The organism is Oxalobacter formigenes (genome assembly GCF_002127965.1).
Lineage (GTDB): Bacteria > Pseudomonadota > Gammaproteobacteria > Burkholderiales > Burkholderiaceae_D > Oxalobacter > Oxalobacter formigenes.
Genome location: NZ_CP018787.1, coordinates 81,697 through 103,743 on the forward strand (window position 1 = coordinate 81,697; position 22,047 = coordinate 103,743).

Genomic DNA, 22,047 nt, shown 5'->3' on the forward strand with positions numbered 1-22,047 from the left:
TTTCAACTCCTAACTAATGAAGAGAATATCAAGACCCACGCCCGACTTCTACGCGATGCAAACAAAACACCATTTTTGAAAAGCACAATCTGTGGTGCCCTTGACGTGGATTGAACACGTGGCCTCTCCCTTACCAAGGGAGTGCTCTACCACTGAGCTACAAGGGCAACTAATCTTTAGCAAAATGACTGGAGCGGGCGAAGGGAATCGAACCCTCGTCTTAAGCTTGGAAGGCTTCGGCTCTACCATTGAGCTACACCCGCACTCGCTACTTTCATTTTGCCTAATCTTGTGGTGGAGAGGGCTGGATTCGAACCAGCGTACTCGTAAGAGGGCAGATTTACAGTCTGCTGCCATTAACCACTCGGCCACCTCTCCGCAAGGAACCTCGAATTATGTCAGATACAGCAACACAAGTCAACGCACCTATTTCAGATAAACAACAATTTGATTTGATTTTCGCGCAATTATACGCCTCAAATGGCCTTTGAACGCTTTAAGGTTGAATCCGGACTCGTCGAATCGTCGCTTTTAACAAAAAAACCACAATAATCCTGCACAGACATCTATTTAGCGATGACCACGGTGATATCCGCGATGGCCGCGATATCTTCCACGGTAATAATGAGGAACCGGATGCCGGGACACGACAACGCCCGAAACATAAGGGTATACGACCGGAGCAGGCTGAACGACGGTGGTTACGGGTACCACCGGTGCGCTATACACGACTGCAGGCACAGGTGACGCTACCACGACAGGAACGCCAATATTGACCGACCAGTTTCCTGCACTGGCAGTAGCCGGCAATAGAAAAGTACCCGCAGCCAGCACTATTGAACCGAGATATGAAAACAATTTTGCATTTCCCATGATTTTCTCCACTTGGAAAAGAATGTCATGAGATACATTAAAGCGGAATTGGTTACGCCAGCCTATTCATATACTGTAAGATATGTAACAGAATTTTTCACCGGCGCCGTCTTTCACATACCGGCTCCGGTGAAAAAGACAGCCCGTTCAAAACAATCAAACGACAAAAAATGGCTCAGGATAAACAACCCAAAAAAACCGGATGGATGACGACCTTTTTACGAGGCCTTGCCATCTTTTTTCTCATTATGGGCGTCTACTACTTCGCCAAGGCATGGCTTTTCAACTAGAAACAACTGTTGAAATTCAGTTATTTTCATAAGTCCAGTTCAACAGTTCGTTAAGCATATTGCGTGAAAGCTTCGCGTTCGGATCGTTGACCATGCAAACGACAATATAGCGCCGTCCGCTTTTTGCCAGAACGTATCCAGCTATTGCCCTGACATTGTCGATCGCTCCGGTTTTGATATGGGCTTTCCCGGCAATCGCATCTTCTTTCAGCCGTTTTGACATCGTCCCGTCTTTACCCGCAATAGGAAAAGAAGACATCAATTCAGGCATCACCGGGGAATGAAATGCCGCCTTCAGAATCCGGCTCATCGTCAAAGGCGATATTTTTTCCAGACGGGACAAGCCCGAACCATTCTCGATAACCAGATCGCCGGAAGAAATATTTTTGCTTGCCAGCCAGTTTTTTATAGCCTTAATGCCCATTGATTCATCGGCATTATCACCCAATTCGTGATGCCCGATACCCAGCAACAACTGGCGTGCCATGACATTGTTGCTGTGTTTGTTTACGGTTGACACAACGGAAGACAGTTCCGGAGAACGCCACTCTGCAATTTTTAATGCCTCCGGCGGCAATGTGCCGTCGACAAACCTTCCTTTGAAACGTCCTCCCGCTTCTTTCCAAAGCGTTGAAAAGACACTTTCGAAATAACGTGTGTTACTCATTTGATATGGCAGAACAGACCAGATTTTTTCCTGACAGGTACTGGAATATATTCCATCGAAATTGGCATGCCGGTCATCGAATTGAAGAACGATGTCTTTTTTCCAGTTACCGCACTCCCCATTCGATAACAGTGGAGGCGTGATTTTCACTCCATCCAGACGTGGTTCGAAAACCACTTTGACCGTATTTTCCGATTCATTCGGAACCAACCTGACATCGATTTTCTTTTCATTCAAAAGAAGGGCGTCAGGGCCTGCATTATAGGGTTTTAAAGGTTCGGCATCGAAAGCGGCAGCATCGAAAGACCCGGTTTTGAAAACGCTTCTGTCTAAAATGACATTCCCCCGGATATCACGAACCCCTGCATCCTGTATCTGGCGTATGAACAGCCATAACTCTTTTTGTGAGAAAACAGGATCTCCGCTGCCTTTTATAATCAAATCCCCATATAAAACACCATCTTCAGGTTTCCCCGAGATGTATGCACCGGTTTCCCATGTATAAGAAGGGCCCAGCAATTCAAGCGCAGCATAGGTGGTAAGCACCTTCATTGTCGAAGCCGGTGCAAAAGCGATATCGGCGTTATGAGTCAATCGCGAGACATTTGAGTCCACTTGTTCAACCACAATCCCGACAGAATTTTCCGGTATACCTGCCAGTTCGAGTTCATATTTAACCGAAGACGGCAATTGCTGTGCAAAAACAGGCAATGCCAGAATAAAAAACAATCCGGAAAACCATTTTCGACAGAATGTACTTAGCTTTCTCATTTTCTAACGTTGTTTCAAGGTTATTTGTCAGCTGGCCCGCTCACTTTATCGCAAGCTTAGCCCTGCCTGTTGTATTTTACAAAGAGAAACGTTTATAATTGAGAATAATTATCATTTAAAATATAAATTCATGGGCCTTGCTCTACTAAAAAACTTGTCCGCCCCTGTTGATACGCCGATAGACAATCTGGCTCAACTCAAAAAAGGCGATTCTGCAATCATTATCGGCTTTGCCGATGATGAGGAGACTCTTTTTATGAAGACAAGGCTGCAGGAACTTGGTTTCTTGCCAGGTGAAAAAATAGTGGTTCACGCTGAAGCTTTTCCCGGAAGAGACCCGATGGCTATTCGTGTCGGCAATTCCATTTTTGCACTTCGTCGTTCTGAAGCCGAAAAAATCCGCATCGTACAGGCCAGCAACGACGCTGACTGATCCGTTCTGGAAACTCATTCGCAATGAATCATCCTCTTTCCATTGCCCTGATCGGCAATCCCAATTGCGGAAAAACTGCCCTTTTCAACCGTCTTACCGGTTCTCATCAAAAAGTCGCCAATTACGCCGGTGTCACGGTCGAACGCAAGGAAGGTTCTCTCACAACTGAAGCCGGGCGGCAATTTCATATTATCGATCTGCCCGGAATATACAGTCTGACACCATTGTCCCAGGACGAAGAAATCACGCGCAGTGCGCTGATCGACAAGACAAAAGACATTCCCATCGATCTGGTTGTTTTCGTTGCCGATGCAACGAATCTGAAAAGAAGCCTGAAACTGATCATCGATGTCATTCAATTGGGTTATCCCACTGTTCTCGCATTGAATATGACTGACCTTGCCAGAAAAAGCGGGCAGGTCGTCGATCTCGACATATTGCAAAAAGAACTGGGCATCCCGGTTGTCGAAACCACCGCCATTCAGTCGGATGGCATCAAGTCGCTTCTCGACATTCTAGACAAGCCGGAAGACCTGATAAACCGTCCGTCTGTCCGGAATCCCGATGAGTCAGCCGACATAAAAAAAATACTGGGTGCGGCCATCAGGAAAAATGCCGATACCTATTCACTGAATCAGCGCATTGATGCATTTGTCTTGCATCCCTTGCTGGGGTTCCCCATTCTTCTGGCTATCCTGTTTTTCATGTTTCAGGCTGTTTTCAGCTGGGCAGAATTTCCGAAAGAATGGATCGAGGCCGGAGTTGAAAGTGTCGGCAGTCTTTTCACTGTCATGCTTCCGGACGGAATTTTGCGCAGTCTTGTCGTCGACGGAGTTATTGCCGGGATGGGCAGTATTGTCGTTTTCCTGCCGCAAATCCTGATCCTGTTCTTTTTCATTCTGGTTCTGGAGGAATCAGGCTACCTGCCACGTGCAGCCTTTATGCTCGACAAGCTGATGAGCAGCATCGGCCTTTCCGGTCATGCGTTTATTCCTTTGCTTTCCAGTTTTGCATGCGCTGTCCCGGGCATTATGGCCACCCGGACAATCAGAAACAAAAAAGACCGGATCATTACCATTCTGATCGCACCTTTGATGACTTGCTCGGCACGCCTTCCCGTATATTCGCTCATTATCGGCGCTTTCATTCCAAACAGGACATTGGGACTGTTCAATCTTCAGGGACTTGTTCTCTTCTGCCTGTATATTTGCGGTATCGTAGCCGCAATTTTCGTTGCCTGGATCATGAAACAGCTCGTCGGGAAAAACGAATACCAGCCTCTTCTGATGGAACTTCCCTCCTATCATCTGCCTCAAATCAGAAATGTAGCGATAGGGCTCTGGATTCGCGCACGAATATTTCTGATCAGAGTCAGTACGATCATTTTCGCCACGTCCGTATTGTTATGGGCCTTGTCAACGTTCCCGTCGCCTCCTGAAGGAGCTGTCGGACCGGCCATTCAGTACAGTTTTGCGGGACAACTCGGACATTTACTGGAATATATTGTCAAACCCATCGGTTTCAACTGGCAAATCGCGGTTGCCCTGATTCCGGCAATGGCCGCAAGGGAAATCGCGGTAAGTGCGCTGGGAACCGTTTATGCGCTTTCAGCGAGTGGAGATGATCTGTCTGTCGTGCTATCCTCGCTCCTGTCTTCGAGCTGGAGTTTGCCGACTGCTTTATCGTTGCTGGCATGGTTCGTTTTTGCGCCACAGTGTTTTGCGACTTTGGGTGTCATCAAGCGTGAGACGAATTCATGGTGGGTCATGATATTTGCAGCGGTTTACCTGTTTTGTCTGGCCTATCTGGCTTCATTCGCGACTTACCATATTGCCGGATTTTTCCTGGGTTCGTGAATATGCAGAATCTGATTGTCACATGTATCATCATTTTATCGGTCTGTATTCTTTACCGGTACGGGGCTTCTTATGCGCTAAAATACCGTATCCGCAGCAGCCTCTTCAGACTGTTCACATGGATGAATGCGGAAGGACTGGCAAAAAAAATGAATCCCGACCAGTTGAAAAACAATCTTCCCAACTGCTGTGGCTGCAGCAAATGTCCTCCGCAAAAGGAAAACGTTCATCCCATCCGTATTGTCAAAAAAACGGATATGGACAAATAAATTTCCGGACTCAAGCCCCTGATCTGCTTTCTAATTTCCATCTATCGCCATATTTTGTGTTTTCGCACAAAGAGAAAAAAATATTTTCTTATATCTTGAAATCTTTATGTGCCGCCCATATACTTAGCACTCATTAGAAGAGAGTGCTAACAACATGCTCTCTTGATCCTGATGACAGGACAAAAGATTTAAGGTGGCCTGAAGCGTTCAGGCCGTTATCTATAAAACATAAAACTTTGATTTATAAGGAAATCACTATGAAACTTCGTCCTTTGCAAGATCGTATCATTGTCAAACGCGTCGACCAGGAAAAAACCACCGCTTCCGGAATCGTCATTCCTGATAACGCGGCAGAAAAACCTGATCAAGGCGAAGTCATCGCCGTTGGCAATGGCAAAGTACTGGAAGATGGCAAAGTTCTGCCACTCGACGTAAAAGTCGGCGACATCGTTCTTTTCGGAAAATATTCGGGCCAGACCGTCAAGGTTGAAGGCGAAGAACTGCTCGTCATGCATGAATCCGATGTCATGGCAATTGTCCAGAACTGATCAACATGCAAAAGCCTCAAAAGGCTTTCCACAGGCATACAAACATTTAATTTAGGAGAATTTCATGTCAGCTAAAGAAGTCGTATTCGGCGATAGCGGCCGTAACAAAATGGTTGAAGGCGTCAATATTCTGGCAGACGCCGTCAAGGTCACACTGGGCCCTAAAGGCAGAAACGTTGTTCTGGAACGCACCTGGGGCGCCCCGACCATCACCAAGGATGGCGTTTCCGTTGCCAAGGAAATCGAACTGAAAGACAAGCTCATGAACATGGGCGCACAGATGGTCAAGGAAGTCGCTTCCAAAACCAGTGACAACGCAGGTGACGGTACCACGACCGCTACCGTTCTGGCACAGGCCATCGTTCGCGAAGGTATGAAATACGTTGCTGCAGGTATGAATCCAATGGATCTGAAACGCGGCATCGACAAGGCTGTTGAAGCCACCATCGAAGAACTGAAAAAAATCGCCAAACCTTGCACCACCAGCAAGGAAATCGCACAGGTCGGTTCCATTTCCGCCAACAGCGACCACTCCATCGGTGAACGTATCGCCGAAGCTATGGAAAAAGTCGGCAAGGAAGGCGTCATTACCATTGAAGACGGCAAATCCCTGAATGACGAACTGGATATCGTCGAAGGTATGCAATTCGACCGTGGTTATCTGTCTCCTTACTTCATCAACAATGCAGAAAAACAGACTGTCACGATGGACAATCCTTACATTCTGCTTTGCGAAAAGAAAATCTCCAATATCCGCGATCTGCTGCCGGTTCTGGAACAAGTCGCCAAAGCCAGCCGTCCGCTGCTGATCATCGCTGAAGACATCGAAGGTGAAGCTCTGGCTACGCTGGTTGTCAACAATATCCGCGGTATCCTGAAAACCTGCGCAGTCAAGGCTCCCGGTTTCGGTGACCGTCGCAAGGCCATGCTGGAAGACATCGCTATCCTGACGGGTGGACAGGTTATTGCAGAAGAAGTCGGCCTGACTCTGGAAAACGTCACACTGGAACAACTCGGCCAGGCAAAACGCATTGAAGTCAACAAGGAAAACACCACCATTATCGATGGTGCCGGTCAGGCTGATGCGATCGAAGCCCGTGTCAAACAGGTTCGCGTCCAGATGGAAGAAGCCACTTCCGACTACGACAAGGAAAAACTGCAGGAACGTATTGCCAAACTGGCTGGCGGTGTTGCCGTCATCAAGGTCGGTGCCGCTACCGAAGTTGAAATGAAAGAAAAGAAAGCACGTGTTGAAGATGCATTGCACGCAACCCGCGCTGCCGTTGAAGAAGGTATTGTCCCTGGCGGCGGTGTTGCCCTGCTGCGCGCCCGTGCCAACGCCAAGGTCAAGGCTGACAATGCCGACCAGCAGGCAGGTATCAACATCGTTATGCGTTCCGTTGAAGAACCACTGCGCATGATCGTTCACAATGCCGGCGAAGAAGCTTCCGTCGTAGTCAACAAAGTTATGGAAGGTTCCGGAAACTTCGGCTACAACGCAGCCAACGGCACCTATGGCGACATGGTCGAAATGGGTGTTGTCGATCCGGCCAAGGTTACCCGTTCCGCACTGCAGAATGCCGCTTCCATCGCCGGATTGATGCTGACCACGGATTGCATGGTCTATGACATCCCTGAAGAAAAACCGGCACCTGATATGGGTGGCATGGGCGGTATGGGTGGAATGGGAGGCATGGGCGGAATGATGTAATTCAACCTCTCAAACCCGCATTACGCAAAAGCCTGCAGGTTTTCCTGCAGGCTTTTTTACATCGTAAACGGCAACGGTTGCATTGCAAATTCTTCGTCCACCTGCTGAATGCTGTGCAAGAGAACGTCCATGGACTCACCCAGTCGCATGAGATCGTCGTCCTTCATTTGGGACAAGGCTTCCGGCAATAAGCCCCTGACGGGTTCCGGCGCTTTTTGCATCAATGATCGTCCTTTTTCGGTGAGCGTCAGGTTGACGATTCTCTGATCCGTTTCCTGACGGCTCTTGCAAATCATTTCTTTCTTTTCAAGCGCATCCAGAAGATTGCTGGCCGTCGTCTGGTGAATCGCGAGTTTTTTTGCCACTTCCCCGACACGCAGTCCGGGACTCACATCGATTTCTTTCATGATCCAGAGCTGTGCCCCAGTCACCCCAAGCTGTTTTTCCACCCGCTGGGAATATTTCTGGGCAGCACTCACAATAATCCGGAATTTCTGAAGAATTCCCAGATGCGGGAGTTCACGTGAATGCTGTACCGATTTAGGTTTTCCGCTCATTAAAAATATTGCCTTGAATAGCCAGATAAGCTTGAAATATATTTGTCCAAATATAATAATACGCAAAACACACGATTACTAGCCATTATGTCTTTCCCGCATTTCAGTCATCACCATCCGACCAAAAGGGTTATCGTTCAAAAAACCGCCCGTTACTGGCGACGTACCTGCGCATGGATACTCGCGCCAGTCCTTATCGGTCTGGCAGGCGTCGGCATGGCTGAATCGAGCAATTACGCATTCGATCTCAATCAGTGGATAGTTAATCACGTTCCCTGGGCAGCACTCTTTTACATGCCTGCCGGATTTGCACTGATCGCCTGGATCTCGAGACGTTTTTTTCCGGGTACGCAAGGTAGCGGTATTCCGCAAACAATCGCCGTCATCGACGACCCTGATCACACAAAAAAAAGCAATCTGCTTTCGATAAAAATCCTGTTCGGCAAAATAGCCATGCTGCTTGGGGGCTTGACGATCGGTGCTTCCATCGGTCGTGAAGGGCCTACCGTACAGGTTGGCGCCTCCATCATGCACGCTTTCTATGGATATGGCACCCTGAAAACGGCTGAACAACGCCGCACTCTGGCTCTTGCAGGTGGTGCAGCCGGTATCGCAGCCGCTTTCAATACCCCTCTGGCAGGCATTATGTTCGCCATGGAAGAACTCACCAAAAAATATGTTTTCAAAGCCCACAGTTCGACATTGTTGACGGTTATTCTTTCCGGTCTGGTCTCGATTGCCTGTGTCGGCAACTATACCTATTTCGGTAAAACTGACGCGACCATGACCTTGCTGGGTAATGTTCCGGCTGTTCTCGTATGCGGAATTGCCGGGGGGCTGATTGGCGGCCTGTTCAGCCGGATAGTCCAGATTATCTCGGTCACGCCACCTGAAAAAGTGAAACGGGTCGTACGAAGCCACCCCGTCCTTTTTGCGGCTGCCTGCGGCCTGATCGTGGCTATTCTCGGACTGATGACTGACGGCCTTGTTTACGGCACCAGCTACCAGCCTACCCGCATGACACTGGAAAGCGACACAAACGTCCTCGTCTGGTTCTATGGCATCGCCAAATTCATCGCCACGCTTGTATCGACACTAAGCGGCATTCCGGGAGGCCTGTTTGCACCGACCTTGTCGGTTGGTGCTGGCATTGGTGACAATATCTTCGCACTGTTTCCTGGACTGGCGCCACATGGGGCCGTGATTATTCTGGTGATGGCTGCGTACCTCTCTGGGGTCACCCGGTCTCCGCTGACTTCTTTTATCATCACCATGGAGATGACAGGGAGCAGCCACATGCTGTTTTCACTGATGACGGCAGCCTTGCTCGCAAGTTATGTTTCAAAATTCGTGTCTCCCGTTCCGCTTTACCATGCTCTTGCCAAGAATTTTGAATATCCGGAACCAAAAAAAAGCGGGTCTGCGCCATCCTGAACAAGCATTAAAAAAGCCGCTTAAAGCGGCTTTTTTAATATTTCTGTCAAAAGAACGAATCTTGCCTGTTCACTTTTTGTGTTTGCAGTCCGGTTTTACACAGTGCCCGTAAATTGCCAGAGTATGATCGACAATCTCGAAACCATGTTTATCCGCAATTTCATGCTGTCTTTTCTCGATTTCATCATCCTGAAACTCTTCAACCCGACCGCAATCGAGACAGACGATATGATCGTGATGCGATCCTTCATTCAATTCGAACACGGCTTTACCGGTTTCGAAATAATTTCGTGATAATATCCCAGCCTGCTCAAATTGCGTGAGAACCCGATAAACCGTTGCCAGTCCGATTTCGAGGTTTTCCGACAGAAGCAAACGATAGACATCTTCGGCACTCAAATGACGCACGGAATTCTTTTGAAAAATTTCAAGAATTTTCAATCTTGGGAGAGTCGCTTTAAGACCCGTTGCTTTCAATTCGGCAGGATTATTGCTCATTGTTTTGAGAATGATATGAGTTTCTGAATTGGTTCTGTATTAATATCTGCTTTATCATATAGTGTTTGTTAAATCTGCTCAATCATTGCTACTAGGATCGAACTTCGTAATGCATACCAAAATAGCCAGCCTGTGGCGGTTCATTCGCACACCTGTACTGCTTGCATCAACAACCGTTTTGCTGATCAGTTGTGCCTCAAAGAATCCTCTCATTGACGAAGTTGAACAGCCGGAAAATAAAAAATCTGTTGTTTCGGCAGCAACAGATGAAAAACCGGTCAAGACAATTGAAGCGGATAAACCTGTACCGAAAACAAAACCTGCTGTTACCAGAACAGAAAACGAACCTGTTGGCGAAAACGATAACGAGCTGAACAGGCAGCCGGAAGGCATGAGAAAATGGATCAGTAAGCTGACCCCATACAAAGTCGATATCCAGCAGGGTAACTTCGTATCGTCGGAGATGCTTTCCAAACTGAAACCCGGTATGACGAAAGAGCAGGTCCGTTTTGTTCTGGGTACTCCTTTGTTGACCGACATGTTCCACGCCAACCGCTGGGACTATCTCTTCAGGCTTCAGAAACCGAACGGCGCATTGACGACAAACCGGGTAACGGTATTCTTCAAGGACAATCTGGTCGATCGCATCGTCCACGACAATTTGCCGGATGAAGCACAATATCTTTCGAATATTGCCGGCGACAAGGTTCCGACAGAAAAACAGAAGAAGAGTTCAACTGATGAGTACAAGGCATCAGAAAAGAAAGTTCCAGATGTAACTGAAACGGAAACGGTACCGAAATCACAAAAAGAAGCCGAACTGTCCACAGCTCCGGACGAACCCGTCAGCAAGCCTGCGCCCGTAAAGACAGCTGAACCAATTGAAGTGGTTGAACCCGTCAAAACGGTTGAACCTGTCAAAGCTACCGTTCAAGCAGCTGAACCAGCCAAAACTGCAGAACCGGTTAAAATTGTCGAACCAGTCAAGACCGTAGAGCCCGTAAAGGCTGCCGAGCCTGTCAGAATGTTTGAACCGGTCAAAGTTGTTGAACCAGTTGAAACCGTTGAACCGGTCAGAGTTGTCGAACCTGTCCAGACTCCCGCATCGGTGAACCAGCCCGTGCCTGCCAGTATTCCTGCGGAAACAGCCAATCCTTCTGTCACGACATCCGAACCTGAACCGGCACCACGCATGAAACGTCTGGAAAGAGCGAAACCGGTTCAGGCCGATAGCACTGACGATGAAGCATCCTCTTCCCAAAATAACATAAAGACATTCGAACCTATCAGTATTCCCAGCCGGACTGGCAAAATGCTCCCGGCTTCCCCGAATGATCAGTTGATCGGAAACATTCAATGAGTAAAATGAAAATCGCAATTGCTGGCGCCAATGGCCGCATGGGCCATATGCTGATCGAAGCCGTCCTGAAAGCGGACGATGCCGTTTTAACCGGTGCGCTCGATGTACCGGATTCTCCCAATCTCGGCAACGACGCCGGTATGTTTCTCGGGGAGAAAACAGGAGTTACAGTTGAATCGGATATCTCCAGGGCATTGGAAGGCGCTGAATATCTCATCGATTTCACCCGTCCGGAAGGAACTCTGAAACATCTGGATTATTGCGTCAAAAACAATATCAAAATCATTATCGGCACAACAGGCTTTGATGAAGCAGGCAAGAAAACCATCGCAAAAGCAGCCGAAACCATTTCCGTGGTATTCGCGCCGAATATGAGTGTTGGCGTCAATGTGACGATGAAACTCCTCGAAATCGCTGCAAAAAACTTTGCCGAAGGTTACGACATCGAAGTGATTGAAGCCCATCATCGACACAAGGTCGACGCTCCTTCGGGAACCGCCTTGAAAATGGGCGAAGTCATTGCCAATGCCATTGGCCGCGACCTTAAAGAATGTGGAGTCTTTTCCCGGGAAGGCATCACTGGCGAACGTGATCCATCCACCATCGGATTTTCAACCATTCGTGGTGGCGATATCGTCGGTGACCATACCGTTCTTTTCGCCGGTACTGGCGAACGTATCGAAATCACTCACAAATCCGCCAGTCGCGCGACTTACGCGCAAGGCAGCCTCAGGGCATGCCGCTTCCTCGCCGACAAGAAAAACGGCCTTTTCGACATGCAGGACGTTCTTGGCCTGAAGTAATACTCCATACCGTTCCCCCTCATTTCCGGAATACGTTTTGCGGAAATGAGGGAAATAAAAAGCATATTTTCAACGGAATGACGTGAATGCCATGTAAATATCCCGGAATGAGTGGCATATCGTGCTACTCGTATTATCATATGATCTTCCGTCAAAAACCGAACGTTAAATTTTCCTATCGTTAGCCATCATGCAAGACAGATATAACCATGCAGAGGTAGAAAAATCTGCACAAGAACACTGGGAATCAACAGAGGCATACAAAACCGTCGAAAACGATCCCCGTTTCCCGAAAGGCAAATTTTATGCCTGTTCCATGCTGCCATACCCGTCAGGTCGGCTTCATATGGGACACGTCCGCAACTACACGATCAACGACGTGATGTATCGCTATCTGCGCATGAACGGTTATAACGTTTTGATGCCGATGGGCTGGGACGCTTTCGGCATGCCCGCTGAAAACGCTGCGATGGCGCATGGCATTCCTCCCGCAGAATGGACTTACTCCAACATCACCCATATGAAAGGACAGATGGCTTCCATGGGGCTGGCGATTGACTGGTCACGTGAAATGACGGCTTGTAAACCGGATTATTACAAATGGAACCAGTGGATGTTTTTGAAGATGCTGGAAAAAGGCATCATTTACCAGAAAACAGGAACTGTTAACTGGGACCCGGTTGACCAGACTGTTCTCGCCAATGAACAGGTGATTGACGGCCGTGGCTGGCGTTCGGGTGCATTGATCGAAAAACGTGAAATCCCGATGTACTACGCCCGCATTACCGATTATGCGGAAGAACTGCTGGACTACGTCACGGACAAGCTCCCGGGCTGGCCTGAACGGGTCCGCACCATGCAGATCAACTGGATCGGCAAATCCGAAGGCGTCCGTTTCGCTTTCACTCACGACATTCATGATACGGACGGACAATTGATCGGCGACGGAAAACTCTGGGTTTTCACGACCCGCGCCGACACGATCAAGGGGGTCACTTTCTGTACAGTTGCACCCGAACACGATCTTGCCCGTTTCGCTGCAAAAGACAATCCTGAACTGGCGGAATTCATTGAAGAATGCAAACGGGGCAGTGTCATCGAAGCCGATATGGCCACGATGGAGAAAAAAGGGATGCCAACCGGTTTGTTCGTCAATCATCCCCTGACCAACCAGCTGGTTGAAGTCTGGGTCGGTAACTACGTGTTGATGAGCTACGGTGACGGCGCTGTCATGGCAGTACCTGCCCACGATGAACGCGACTTTGAATTCGCCCATAAATACGGCTTGCCGATCCGTCAGGTTATCGACGTCGATGGCCAGCCGTTCATGGAAAATGAATGGCATGAATGGTATGCCGACAAGGAACACGGCAAGTGTATCAATTCCGGTCGTTTCGACGGGTTGAACTATCAGGAAGCAGTCGATGCCGTCGCAGCCGTTCTGGCAGAAAAAGGTCTGGGTGAAAAGAAAGTGACTTATCGCCTGCGTGACTGGGGCATTTCCCGGCAGCGTTACTGGGGCACACCGATTCCGATCATTCATTGCCCGGACTGTGGAGCCGTACCGGTTCCTGAAAAGGATTTGCCTGTTCTCTTGCCGGAAAATTGCATTCCTGATGGCAGTGGCAATCCGCTGGCCAAAGATGAAAAATTCGTCAATACGACATGTCCGCATTGCGGCAAACCGGCTCGTCGCGAAACCGACACGATGGATACCTTCGTCGATTCCTGCTGGTATTTCATGCGCTACTGTTCGCCGGGTTCCGACAAGGCCATGGTCGATGAACGTATCGATTACTGGATGCCGATGGACCAGTATATCGGCGGTATCGAACATGCCGTCATGCACTTGCTGTATGCCCGTTTTTACACCAAGGTCATGCGCGACCTCGGCCTGATCAAATTTGACGAACCGTTCGTCAAACTGCTGACTCAGGGTATGGTTTTGAATGAAACCTATTTCAGGGAAGACAGTTCCGGCAAGAAGAGCTGGTTCAACCCTGAAGAAGTCGAACTGCAACTCGACGACAAGGGCCGTCCTGTTTCCGCACAACTGAAGGAAGACGGAAAAGCGGTCAACATCGGCGGCATCGAAAAAATGTCGAAATCGAAAAACAACGGTATCGACCCGCAAACACAAATCGAACAGTACGGTGCCGATACGGCCCGTCTGTTCACCATGTTCGCGTCCCCTCCTGAACAGACGCTTGAATGGTCCGGTTCCGGGGTCGAAGGCGCCAGCCGCTTCCTGCGTCGCGTATGGGCTTTTGCTTTCAAAAACAAGGAAATGATTGAAAAAGCGGCAAACCAGCCTCTTCCGAAAGACCTGCCTGAATCCCTGAAAACATTGAGACGTGAAATCCATCAGGTTCTGCAGCAGGCCAATCAGGATTATGCCCGCATTCAATACAACACGGTCGTGTCGGCATGTATGAAAATGCTGAACACGCTTGAAGCCGCGAAATCCGACAACTCGCCGGAATTTGCCGCTGTCATGCGCGAAACCCTGTCGATTTTCCTGAGAACGCTCTATCCGGTCGTGCCACACATCACTTATGTTTTGTGGCAGGAACTCGGATACGAAAAAACGGATGGTGACCTGTTAAACGCAGCCTGGCCTGAAGTCGATGCATCCGCCCTTGAACAGGATGAGATTGAAATGGTCGTTCAGGTCAATGGCAAGCTTCGCAGCAGCATTCATGTACCGAAAGCGGCTGACAAGGCAACTATCGAAAAGATCGCAATGGAAAATGAAAACGTCCAAAAATTCATTACCGGAACGCCGAAGCGTGTCATTGTCGTTCCGAACAAGCTGGTGAATATTGTCGTTTAAAATATTGATTTACTTTCAAATGGAAGCCGAAATGAAATATAAACGTTTATACAACTGGATATTTCTGCTCTTTGCAACCACGTTATTGGTTGCATGTGGCTTTCATTTAAGAGGGACGAATGGCATAGGCGGCGATCAGCTTTCTTTTTCAAGCATTTATATCGACTTTCCTGCTGATTCCCAGACATCTGCACGTCTCAAACGACTGATCAAAGGCATGAAGCTGACGAAGTTAGCCAATAATCCCAAAGAGGCTGAAGTTATCTTGTCAGCTATCTCTGAAAAGAAAAACAAGGATTATCTTTCCCTGAATGCCCAGGGACGTGTACGTGAGTATTCACTGGATTACATACTGGAATTCACCGCCAGAACTCCACAAGGGAAAATCCTGATCGAACCAACCAAGTTGGCTCTTCGCCGGACAATGACGTACAACGATAATGAAGCCCTGTCCAAGGAAAATGAAGAACTGATGCTTTACAAGGACATGCAATTCGATATGGCTCATCAGCTTTTAAGAAGATTGTCGGCCATTAAAATGTCAGCCATTAACGGGTCTGAAGATCAGACAACAGAAAACACAACCAGTCTGGACAGGCAACCTGAACATCAACCCGGAACGCCTGATTAACGTTTATGTTTCTGAAATACGAAGCCTTAGAGTCTCACCTTCAGAAAGAACTGGCCCCTTTGTATATACTGACAGGGGATGAGCATCTTTTGGCGCTCGAAGCGGCCGATAGGATACGGCATGCCGCCAGAACCCGCGATTTTACCGAGCGTGAGGTCTTGACGGTCGAACGCAGTTTCAAGTGGGGCCAGCTTCAGGCGACGAACAACGCCATGTCGCTTTTCGGAGACAAGAAACTGATCGAATTGCGTATTCCGACCGGCCGTCCCGGTAAAGAAGGGAGCACAGCTTTACAGGAATACGTCGCCGGACTGAATCCCGACAATATCACCCTGATTACCTTGCCGAAGCTTGACTGGACAACCCAGAAGTCCGCATGGGTTTCTGCCTTGCAAAAGCATGGCATTTATATAGACGTTCCGACAATCGACTTGTCCCGTCTGGGAAACTGGATTTCCTCACGCCTTGCAAAACAGAAACAGTCCATTGACAGAGAGGGCATCGACTTTCTTGTCAACCGGGTGGAAGGCAATCTTCTGGCAGCGCATCAGGAAATCCAGAAACTGGCACTCCTGTTCCCGGAAGGGAAGTTGAGTTTCGAACAGGTTTGCAGCTCTGTATTGAATGTCGCACGATATGACGTTTTCAAGCTGACCGAAGCGATGCTGGGAGGCAATCGCACCCGTTTCATCAAAATGGTCGAAGGCCTGAAAGGGGAAGGTGAACCGCTTCCGCTGATACTCTGGACGGTAACAGATGAGATCAGGACTCTTTTGAAATGCAAAATGGCTCTGGAAGAAGGACAGGCGTTTGCCTCTGTTTCAAAAAGCCTGCGTTTGAGAGGACCGCGCGAAAGATTCATCCAGTCGACTGTAAACAGGCTGGACAAAAACAACTTGCAGAAAGCTTTACAGCAAACGGCACAAATCGATAAGATCATCAAGGGATTGCGTTCCGATTCCATGATGGACGATGCATGGGATGCCCTGACCCAGCTGGGCCTTTCCATAGCATAAACTTGAACTGAAACCGGGGGAATGTTAACGTTGTCATTCCCCGAGATAAGCGATTGACGACGATGGAAATCAAAAGTTACATGACCCGGATCGGACAACAGGCCCGGGAAGCGGCCAGCCTGATGGCAAAAGCCGATACGGCGACCAAGAACAGGGCTTTGCTGTTTATTGCACAGGCAATACGCCGGGAAGTTGCCCTTTTGCGCGCGGCGAACCTGAAAGATCTCGATATCGCAAAAGACAATGGCCTTGAAGCGGCACTTCTGGATCGGCTGACCTTATCCGACAAAGCAATCGAAACAATGGCAACCGGCCTTGAACAGATTGCGTCTCTCGACGACCCGATCGGGGCCATTTCAAATCTTAAACTGCTTCCATCTGGTATTCAGGTCGGACAAATGCGTGTGCCTTTGGGTGTTATCGGTATCATTTACGAAGCCCGCCCGAACGTAACGGTCGATGCGGCAGGCTTGTGCATCAAGAGCGGTAACGCCACCATCCTGCGGGGCGGTTCTGAAGCCATTCACTGCAATCAGGTTCTTGCCGGTCTGGTCAGGGAAGGCCTTGCCAAGGCCGGACTGCCCGAACAGGCTGTCCAGGTTGTCGAAACGACTGACCGTACCGCAGTGGGCGAACTGATTACGATGACGGAATACGTCGATGTTATTGTTCCCCGTGGCGGAAAGGGATTGATTGAGCGGCTCATGCGCGAATCTAAAATCCCGATGATCAAACATCTGGATGGCATCTGCCACATTTATATCGATGACAGCGCAGACCTCGACAAGGCGGTTGAAATCGGTTTCAACGCCAAATGCCAGCGTTATGGAACCTGCAATACCATGGAAACGCTTCTGGTATCGGAAAACGTCGCTGCCGATGTCTTGCCGCTTCTGGCAACGCGCTATCGTGACGAAGAAGTTGAACTGCGATGTGACGAAAAGGCATTCCAGATATTGGGCGCTTATCCTTATCTCGCCAAAGCATCGGAAGAGGACTGGCAAACGGAATATCTCGCCCCGATACTGGCTGTCCGCGTTGTCAGCGGTCTGGATGAAGCCATCGCTCATATCAACCGTTACTCATCCAAGCATACCGACGCCATCATTACGGAAGACTACAGCCATTCACTCCGCTTTTTGCGCGAGGTGGATTCGTCTTCCGTCATGATCAATGCATCCACACGCTTTGCCGACGGTTTTGAATACGGTCTCGGCGCGGAAATCGGTATTTCCAACGACAAGCTGCATGCACGTGGCCCGGTCGGTCTTGAAGGATTGACCTCACTGAAATATGTCGTTTTCGGACATGGCGAAATACGAAAATAATTTTTTAAAAACAATTACGGTCAAAAGGTAACCTGTATGTCTACGAGCTACTCCTATTTCTGTCCATGCCCGAGAGGCATGGAAGACGCTCTCGCTGAAGAACTGAAAGAAATCGCTGAAAAAAGCAAGACGCTGGCGATTCACCAGACCATTCCGGGTGGTGTCCATTGTTCTGGAATGATTGAAGATTGCTGGCTGATCAATCTGTATTCCCGTATCGCTTCACGTGTTTTGCTCAGGATTGCACAATCGAGCTACAAGAGCGAAGAAGACATTTACCGGCTGGCAGTCAAACAGCCCTGGGAAAGCTGGTTCGACGTCCAGAATACCTTGCGTATCGATATAACAGCCATCAAATCACCTTTAAAAAGCCTGAATTTCACGACGCTGCGCATCAAGGACGGGGTCGTCGACCGTTTTCGAAGCCAGAACGGCATTAGGCCATCCATCAACACACATGCGCCGGATATCCGGATCGCCGGGTTTCTCGATGCCCATAACGTCACTCTTTATCTGGATACGTCCGGTGAAGCGCTCTTCAAGCGCGGCTGGCGACTTGAAACGGGTGACGCGCCTTTACGAGAAAATCTGGCTGCCGGCCTGTTGAGAATATCGGGCTGGAAACCGGGTATCCCTCTACTCGACCCGATGTGTGGTTCCGGGACTATCCTGATTGAAGCCGCCCGGATGATGATGGGCATTCCTCCGGGATACAAACGGTCTTTTTCGTTTGAAAAACTCAGCAACTTCGATGCTGCAAAATGGAAAGCACTGAAAGATGCCGTCAAGGTGAATCCGGTGCCGGATAACCCGATGATATATGGAAGCGACATTTCCGGCGACATGCTGACCATGACCCGTCATAATCTGCAGGAAGCGGGCGTTCCTTTCGACATTCCGCTGCATCAGATCGAAGCGCAGGAAATCAAAATGCCGGTCGACAAACCGGGCATTATCCTGACTAATCCACCGTATGGCGAACGTATCGGCGTGCGCGGCAACCGCAATCTTGAAGCCGACGAGCTCGCCAGCCAGTTCTATCAGGCTTTGGGTACCACCCTGAAACAGCGATTCCCGAACTGGTCAGTTTTCCTGTTTACCGCAGACCTGTCTGTCCCGAAAATGCTTCGTCTGAAAGAAGCCCGGAAGACACCGTTTTATAATGGCCCTATTGAATGCCGCCTGTTCCGCTTCGATATGGTTGCCGGTTCGAACCGGCCACGCCAGTCCAGAACGTTCAGGTCAGAAGATCAGAAATAATGTGATGGTCGAGGCGTAAGTGATTAGAACTCTGCTGATCGATAATTACGATTCCTTCACCTACAATCTTTATCATTTGATCGCAGCCGTTAACGGCTGTCCTCCGCTTGTGATAAAAAATGACGATCCGGACTGGGATGCTGACATGGTTTACGGTTTCGACAACGTCGTCATTTCACCGGGGCCGGGACGGCCGGACAAACGGGCTGACTTCGGCATTTGTCCCGATGTGATTGCGCAAAAAGATATTCCTGTTCTGGGAATCTGCCTCGGACATCAGGGTATATGCCAGTTTTACGGCAGCCGGATCGATCTGGCGACGGAAGCACGTCATGGACGGAAATCGCTCGTTAGGCACGATGGCAGCGATATTTTCAGGAACATCCCCTCCCCCTTTCCAGTCATCCGCTACCATTCCCTCGCGGTTTACGACATTCCGGATGCACTGGAGGTAACGGCGCGAGCCGAAGACGGGACCATTATGGGAATCCGTCACCGGATTTTCCCTCAATGGGGAGTCCAGTTTCATCCGGAATCGATTTGTACGGAATACGGCTTGCAAATCTTTGAAAATTTCAGAAAATTAACCGAAGACCGACAAAACGAAAAAGCTAAAGTATCTGCTACTCTGTCTTTGCCTTTCAAACCGGCTCAAGCACAAGCTACACAAAAGCAAGCCAGGGAAAGCCTTATTCTCCTGCATAAACAGCTGGCGCTGGACATCGATTCCGAAACGGTTTTTGAAAAATGTTTCAAAAACTCGGAATACGCCATCTGGCTCGACAGCAGCAGACAGGACTATGGTTCGGGACGATTTTCTTATCTGTGCAAGGCAGAAGGTTTGCTGGGTCGTATCGTTTCTGTGGATGTCAAAACTCATGCCATTCATGTGACGGGCAAAAACGGCGATCAGGAAACAAGGGGTAATTTTTTCGACTGGCTGGAAAATGACCTGAACCGTTTTGAAATTGACTTGCCGGAAATGCCTTTTGAATTCGCTCTCGGATGGCTCGGCTATATCGGATACGAAATGAAAGGAGATTGTGAGGCTGGAAGTATCCATCGATCTCCTTACCCTGATACGGTCATGGTATTTTGCAACCGCGGCATGGTTATCGACCATCAGGAAAAACAGGTTCATCTGCTGGGGCTTGCCCGATATGACGCTCAATCCGAATCAGAAAAATGGATTGAAGACACGTCCATGCTCCTTACAGACATGGGGCCTGCGCATCAGGATGAACCTGACAATCTGCCGGAATCGCTTTCCCTTGAGAAGCCGTTCGTTCTCCGGCACGACCGGGAAAAATACATCGGACTCATCGAAAAGAGCAAGGAATATATCCGGCAGGGAGAAACTTACGAGGTCTGTCTGACGAATATGGCAACGGCACGATCCGGTGCCGATCCCTGGACTGCTTACCGGATGCTTCGACGTTCCAATCCGACCCCTTACAGCGCCTATCTTCAACTGAAAGATATTTGCATACTGAGCTGTTCACCCGAACGTTTCCTTTCCATTTCCGATGAGCGCATAGCCGAATCGAAACCGATCAAGGGAACCCGTGGCCGATCGAACGATCCGGCAGAAGACAAAATACTCCATGATGAACTGGTTGCCAGTGAAAAAGAGAACGCCGAAAACCTGATGATCGTCGATCTGGTACGGCATGATCTTGGAAAAACCGCTGAACTGAACAGTGTTGAAGTCACGAAACTGTTTGCCATCGAATCTTATAAAACCGTTCACCAGATGGTCAGTACCATCCGCTCGAAAATAAGGCCGGACGCATCCCCATGCCAATGCATCCGCGACGCTTTTCCCGGCGGCTCGATGACGGGAGCGCCGAAGCTTCGGACTATGCAGATCCTTGACAGTCTGGAAGAGGGTGCACGTGGCATTTATTCCGGCGCCATCGGCTATTTTTCCTTATCCGGTGCCGTCGATCTGAGTATCGTCATCCGCACTCTGGTCATGTCTCACAGCGAACTCTCGTTTGGCGTCGGGGGCGCGATTACCGCCCTTTCCGATCCGGAAGAAGAATTCGAGGAAATCCGGGTAAAGGCAAAAGCGTTTCTTGACCTGTTCAACACCGATTTTACCTAGCATGGGAACTGTCATCGTGTCGAACGAATCCATTTTTCAATACACAACGGAAAAAGAACTGGTCATTGCCGGCAAACCGGAAGAAAAGCTTCTGGCAGCCGATTCATGGCTTGTCAAGGATGGCTATGTCCGTGCATTAGACATGCATCGGCAACGTTTCTTTTCAAGTTGCATGGAACTTGCAGGAACCAGTCCGGATATCCTCAATGATTTCTGGAACTCGGCTATTGGCAAGCTGCCGAAAACCGGTTCATGGTTTCCGCGTATCGAACTGGCCGGAAATTTATCTTGCCCCGTTCTCCAGATCCGTATCCGGCCTGCGCCTGCCACTCATTCAACGATCCGGCTGATTGATTATCAAAACGAAGATTTCAGAAAACTGCCCAGACACAAGGGCCCTGATCTGGCGAAATTAATCTCTGCAAGGAAGAAAATTGCCGGGCAGGGCGCTGATGAAGCCATCCTGACGACCCCGAAAGGATTTTTACTTGAAGGACTGACGACGAGCATTTTATGGTGGGAAGGGTCTGTGCTGTGCACTACACCATCATCGCAGCGTATACTGCCGGGCGTGACCAGCCAGCTGCTCCGTTTGATTGCGGAACAGGAAAACATTCCCTTCGCTTATCGTTTTCGTAAAACCGCTGATCTGAATGGCTGCGAAGTCTGGGCCGTCAATGCACTTCACGGAATCCGTCGAGTCGTTGACTGGGAAAAATCCCCATTCAAGACGTCCAGCGATATCGACATCGATTACTGGCGACAAAAACTGGACGAGTTCAGCAAACCGGTCTGAATCCTG

Annotated in this window: 19 protein-coding genes and 3 tRNA genes; 15 read left to right on the forward strand and 7 right to left on the reverse strand. The window is 49.2% G+C overall.

Features of this window, described 5'->3' with window-relative positions:
* Positions 1–92: 92 nt before the first annotated feature.
* From BRW83_RS00455 to dacB, 5 genes are all read right to left on the reverse strand, one after another.
* Positions 93–167: transfer RNA gene (locus BRW83_RS00455), tRNA-Thr, on the reverse strand.
* 22 nt (positions 168–189) lie between these two features.
* A tRNA-Gly gene (locus BRW83_RS00460) sits at positions 190–263 on the reverse strand.
* A 29-nt stretch (positions 264–292) separates the two neighbouring features.
* Positions 293–378 (reverse strand) — tRNA-Tyr (locus BRW83_RS00465).
* Positions 379–570: 192 nt separating this feature from the next.
* Positions 571–873: a hypothetical protein gene (locus tag BRW83_RS00470; protein WP_081442208.1), complete on the reverse strand. Its 303-nt coding sequence runs from the start codon at positions 871–873 to the stop codon at positions 571–573.
* 306 nt (positions 874–1,179) lie between these two features.
* Positions 1,180–2,601 (reverse strand): D-alanyl-D-alanine carboxypeptidase/D-alanyl-D-alanine endopeptidase, encoded by a 1,422-nt coding sequence (gene dacB, locus BRW83_RS00475; protein WP_005882562.1) that lies wholly within the window; start codon positions 2,599–2,601, stop codon positions 1,180–1,182.
* A gap of 130 nt (positions 2,602–2,731) precedes the next feature.
* On the opposite strand from dacB, the gene BRW83_RS00480 reads away from it, so the two are divergent.
* The 5 genes from BRW83_RS00480 (at position 2,732) to groL (ending at position 7,418) form a co-directional block, all read left to right on the forward strand.
* Positions 2,732–3,034 carry a FeoA family protein gene (locus BRW83_RS00480; protein WP_005882561.1) on the forward strand — a complete coding sequence of 101 codons (303 nt, stop codon included), beginning with the start codon at positions 2,732–2,734 and terminating at the stop codon, positions 3,032–3,034.
* 23 nt (positions 3,035–3,057) lie between these two features.
* Positions 3,058–4,890 carry a ferrous iron transporter B gene (gene feoB / locus BRW83_RS00485; RefSeq protein ID WP_036603343.1) on the forward strand — a complete coding sequence of 611 codons (1,833 nt, stop codon included), beginning with the start codon at positions 3,058–3,060 and terminating at the stop codon, positions 4,888–4,890.
* A gap of 2 nt (positions 4,891–4,892) precedes the next feature.
* Positions 4,893–5,159 (forward strand): hypothetical protein, encoded by a 267-nt coding sequence (locus BRW83_RS00490; RefSeq protein ID WP_036603340.1) that lies wholly within the window; start codon positions 4,893–4,895, stop codon positions 5,157–5,159.
* 257 nt (positions 5,160–5,416) lie between these two features.
* The gene (gene groES, locus BRW83_RS00495) at positions 5,417–5,707 is read left to right on the forward strand and encodes a co-chaperone GroES (protein WP_005882559.1); all 291 of its coding nucleotides are present in this window, start codon (positions 5,417–5,419) and stop codon (positions 5,705–5,707) included.
* A gap of 64 nt (positions 5,708–5,771) precedes the next feature.
* Complete coding sequence (gene groL, locus BRW83_RS00500; protein ID WP_005882558.1) at positions 5,772–7,418, forward strand: chaperonin GroEL; 1,647 nt, start codon at positions 5,772–5,774, stop codon at positions 7,416–7,418.
* Between the two features lie 56 nt (positions 7,419–7,474).
* On the opposite strand, the gene BRW83_RS00505 is transcribed toward groL, so the two are convergent.
* Positions 7,475–7,975 carry a MarR family winged helix-turn-helix transcriptional regulator gene (locus BRW83_RS00505; RefSeq protein ID WP_005882557.1) on the reverse strand — a complete coding sequence of 167 codons (501 nt, stop codon included), beginning with the start codon at positions 7,973–7,975 and terminating at the stop codon, positions 7,475–7,477.
* 42 nt (positions 7,976–8,017) lie between these two features.
* Between BRW83_RS00505 and BRW83_RS00510 the strand changes: the two genes are divergently transcribed.
* On the forward strand, positions 8,018–9,409 hold the full coding sequence (locus tag BRW83_RS00510; RefSeq protein WP_232451492.1) for a chloride channel protein: 1,392 nt from the start codon (positions 8,018–8,020) through the stop codon (positions 9,407–9,409).
* A gap of 69 nt (positions 9,410–9,478) precedes the next feature.
* Here BRW83_RS00510 and fur read toward each other — a convergent pair whose 3' ends face one another.
* Entirely contained in the window at positions 9,479–9,907 is a 429-nt protein-coding gene (gene fur / locus BRW83_RS00515) for a ferric iron uptake transcriptional regulator (RefSeq protein ID WP_005882555.1), read from the reverse strand.
* Positions 9,908–10,016: 109 nt separating this feature from the next.
* Between fur and BRW83_RS12100 the strand changes: the two genes are divergently transcribed.
* The 9 genes from BRW83_RS12100 (at position 10,017) to BRW83_RS00560 (ending at position 22,041) form a co-directional block, all read left to right on the forward strand.
* The gene (locus BRW83_RS12100; RefSeq protein WP_005882553.1) at positions 10,017–11,267 is read left to right on the forward strand and encodes an outer membrane protein assembly factor BamE; all 1,251 of its coding nucleotides are present in this window, start codon (positions 10,017–10,019) and stop codon (positions 11,265–11,267) included.
* On the forward strand, positions 11,264–12,070 hold the full coding sequence (gene dapB / locus BRW83_RS00525; protein ID WP_005882552.1) for a 4-hydroxy-tetrahydrodipicolinate reductase: 807 nt from the start codon (positions 11,264–11,266) through the stop codon (positions 12,068–12,070). The genes BRW83_RS12100 and dapB overlap by 4 nt, the downstream gene beginning before the upstream one ends.
* A gap of 190 nt (positions 12,071–12,260) precedes the next feature.
* Positions 12,261–14,903, forward strand: a complete 2,643-nt coding sequence (leuS, locus tag BRW83_RS00530; protein WP_086131726.1) for a leucine--tRNA ligase — start codon at positions 12,261–12,263, stop codon at positions 14,901–14,903.
* A gap of 31 nt (positions 14,904–14,934) precedes the next feature.
* Positions 14,935–15,534: an LPS-assembly lipoprotein LptE gene (locus BRW83_RS00535; protein ID WP_005882550.1), complete on the forward strand. Its 600-nt coding sequence runs from the start codon at positions 14,935–14,937 to the stop codon at positions 15,532–15,534.
* Positions 15,535–15,539: 5 nt separating this feature from the next.
* Complete coding sequence (gene holA, locus BRW83_RS00540; protein WP_005882549.1) at positions 15,540–16,550, forward strand: DNA polymerase III subunit delta; 1,011 nt, start codon at positions 15,540–15,542, stop codon at positions 16,548–16,550.
* Positions 16,551–16,612: 62 nt separating this feature from the next.
* On the forward strand, positions 16,613–17,878 hold the full coding sequence (locus BRW83_RS00545; RefSeq protein ID WP_005882548.1) for a glutamate-5-semialdehyde dehydrogenase: 1,266 nt from the start codon (positions 16,613–16,615) through the stop codon (positions 17,876–17,878).
* Between the two features lie 36 nt (positions 17,879–17,914).
* A complete protein-coding gene (locus BRW83_RS00550; protein ID WP_186447491.1) occupies positions 17,915–19,138 on the forward strand; it encodes a THUMP domain-containing class I SAM-dependent RNA methyltransferase in 1,224 nt (407 codons plus the stop codon).
* Between the two features lie 19 nt (positions 19,139–19,157).
* Complete coding sequence (gene pabB / locus BRW83_RS00555; protein WP_005882546.1) at positions 19,158–21,245, forward strand: aminodeoxychorismate synthase component I; 2,088 nt, start codon at positions 19,158–19,160, stop codon at positions 21,243–21,245.
* A gap of 16 nt (positions 21,246–21,261) precedes the next feature.
* Entirely contained in the window at positions 21,262–22,041 is a 780-nt protein-coding gene (locus BRW83_RS00560; protein WP_231284527.1) for an aminotransferase class IV, read from the forward strand.
* Positions 22,042–22,047: the final 6 nt, after the last annotated feature.

Coding starts and splice junctions, on each gene's coding strand:
- BRW83_RS00470 (WP_081442208.1), bottom strand. CDS start 873: ATGGGAAATGCAAAATTGTTTTCATATCTCGGTTCAATAGTGCTGGCT.
- dacB (WP_005882562.1), bottom strand. CDS start 2,601: ATGAGAAAGCTAAGTACATTCTGTCGAAAATGGTTTTCCGGATTGTTT.
- BRW83_RS00480 (WP_005882561.1), top strand. CDS start 2,732: ATGGGCCTTGCTCTACTAAAAAACTTGTCCGCCCCTGTTGATACGCCG.
- feoB (WP_036603343.1), top strand. CDS start 3,058: ATGAATCATCCTCTTTCCATTGCCCTGATCGGCAATCCCAATTGCGGA.
- BRW83_RS00490 (WP_036603340.1), top strand. CDS start 4,893: ATGCAGAATCTGATTGTCACATGTATCATCATTTTATCGGTCTGTATT.
- groES (WP_005882559.1), top strand. CDS start 5,417: ATGAAACTTCGTCCTTTGCAAGATCGTATCATTGTCAAACGCGTCGAC.
- groL (WP_005882558.1), top strand. CDS start 5,772: ATGTCAGCTAAAGAAGTCGTATTCGGCGATAGCGGCCGTAACAAAATG.
- BRW83_RS00505 (WP_005882557.1), bottom strand. CDS start 7,975: ATGAGCGGAAAACCTAAATCGGTACAGCATTCACGTGAACTCCCGCAT.
- fur (WP_005882555.1), bottom strand. CDS start 9,907: ATGAGCAATAATCCTGCCGAATTGAAAGCAACGGGTCTTAAAGCGACT.
- BRW83_RS12100 (WP_005882553.1), top strand. CDS start 10,017: ATGCATACCAAAATAGCCAGCCTGTGGCGGTTCATTCGCACACCTGTA.
- dapB (WP_005882552.1), top strand. CDS start 11,264: ATGAGTAAAATGAAAATCGCAATTGCTGGCGCCAATGGCCGCATGGGC.
- leuS (WP_086131726.1), top strand. CDS start 12,261: ATGCAAGACAGATATAACCATGCAGAGGTAGAAAAATCTGCACAAGAA.
- BRW83_RS00535 (WP_005882550.1), top strand. CDS start 14,935: ATGAAATATAAACGTTTATACAACTGGATATTTCTGCTCTTTGCAACC.
- holA (WP_005882549.1), top strand. CDS start 15,540: ATGTTTCTGAAATACGAAGCCTTAGAGTCTCACCTTCAGAAAGAACTG.
- BRW83_RS00545 (WP_005882548.1), top strand. CDS start 16,613: ATGGAAATCAAAAGTTACATGACCCGGATCGGACAACAGGCCCGGGAA.
- BRW83_RS00550 (WP_186447491.1), top strand. CDS start 17,915: ATGTCTACGAGCTACTCCTATTTCTGTCCATGCCCGAGAGGCATGGAA.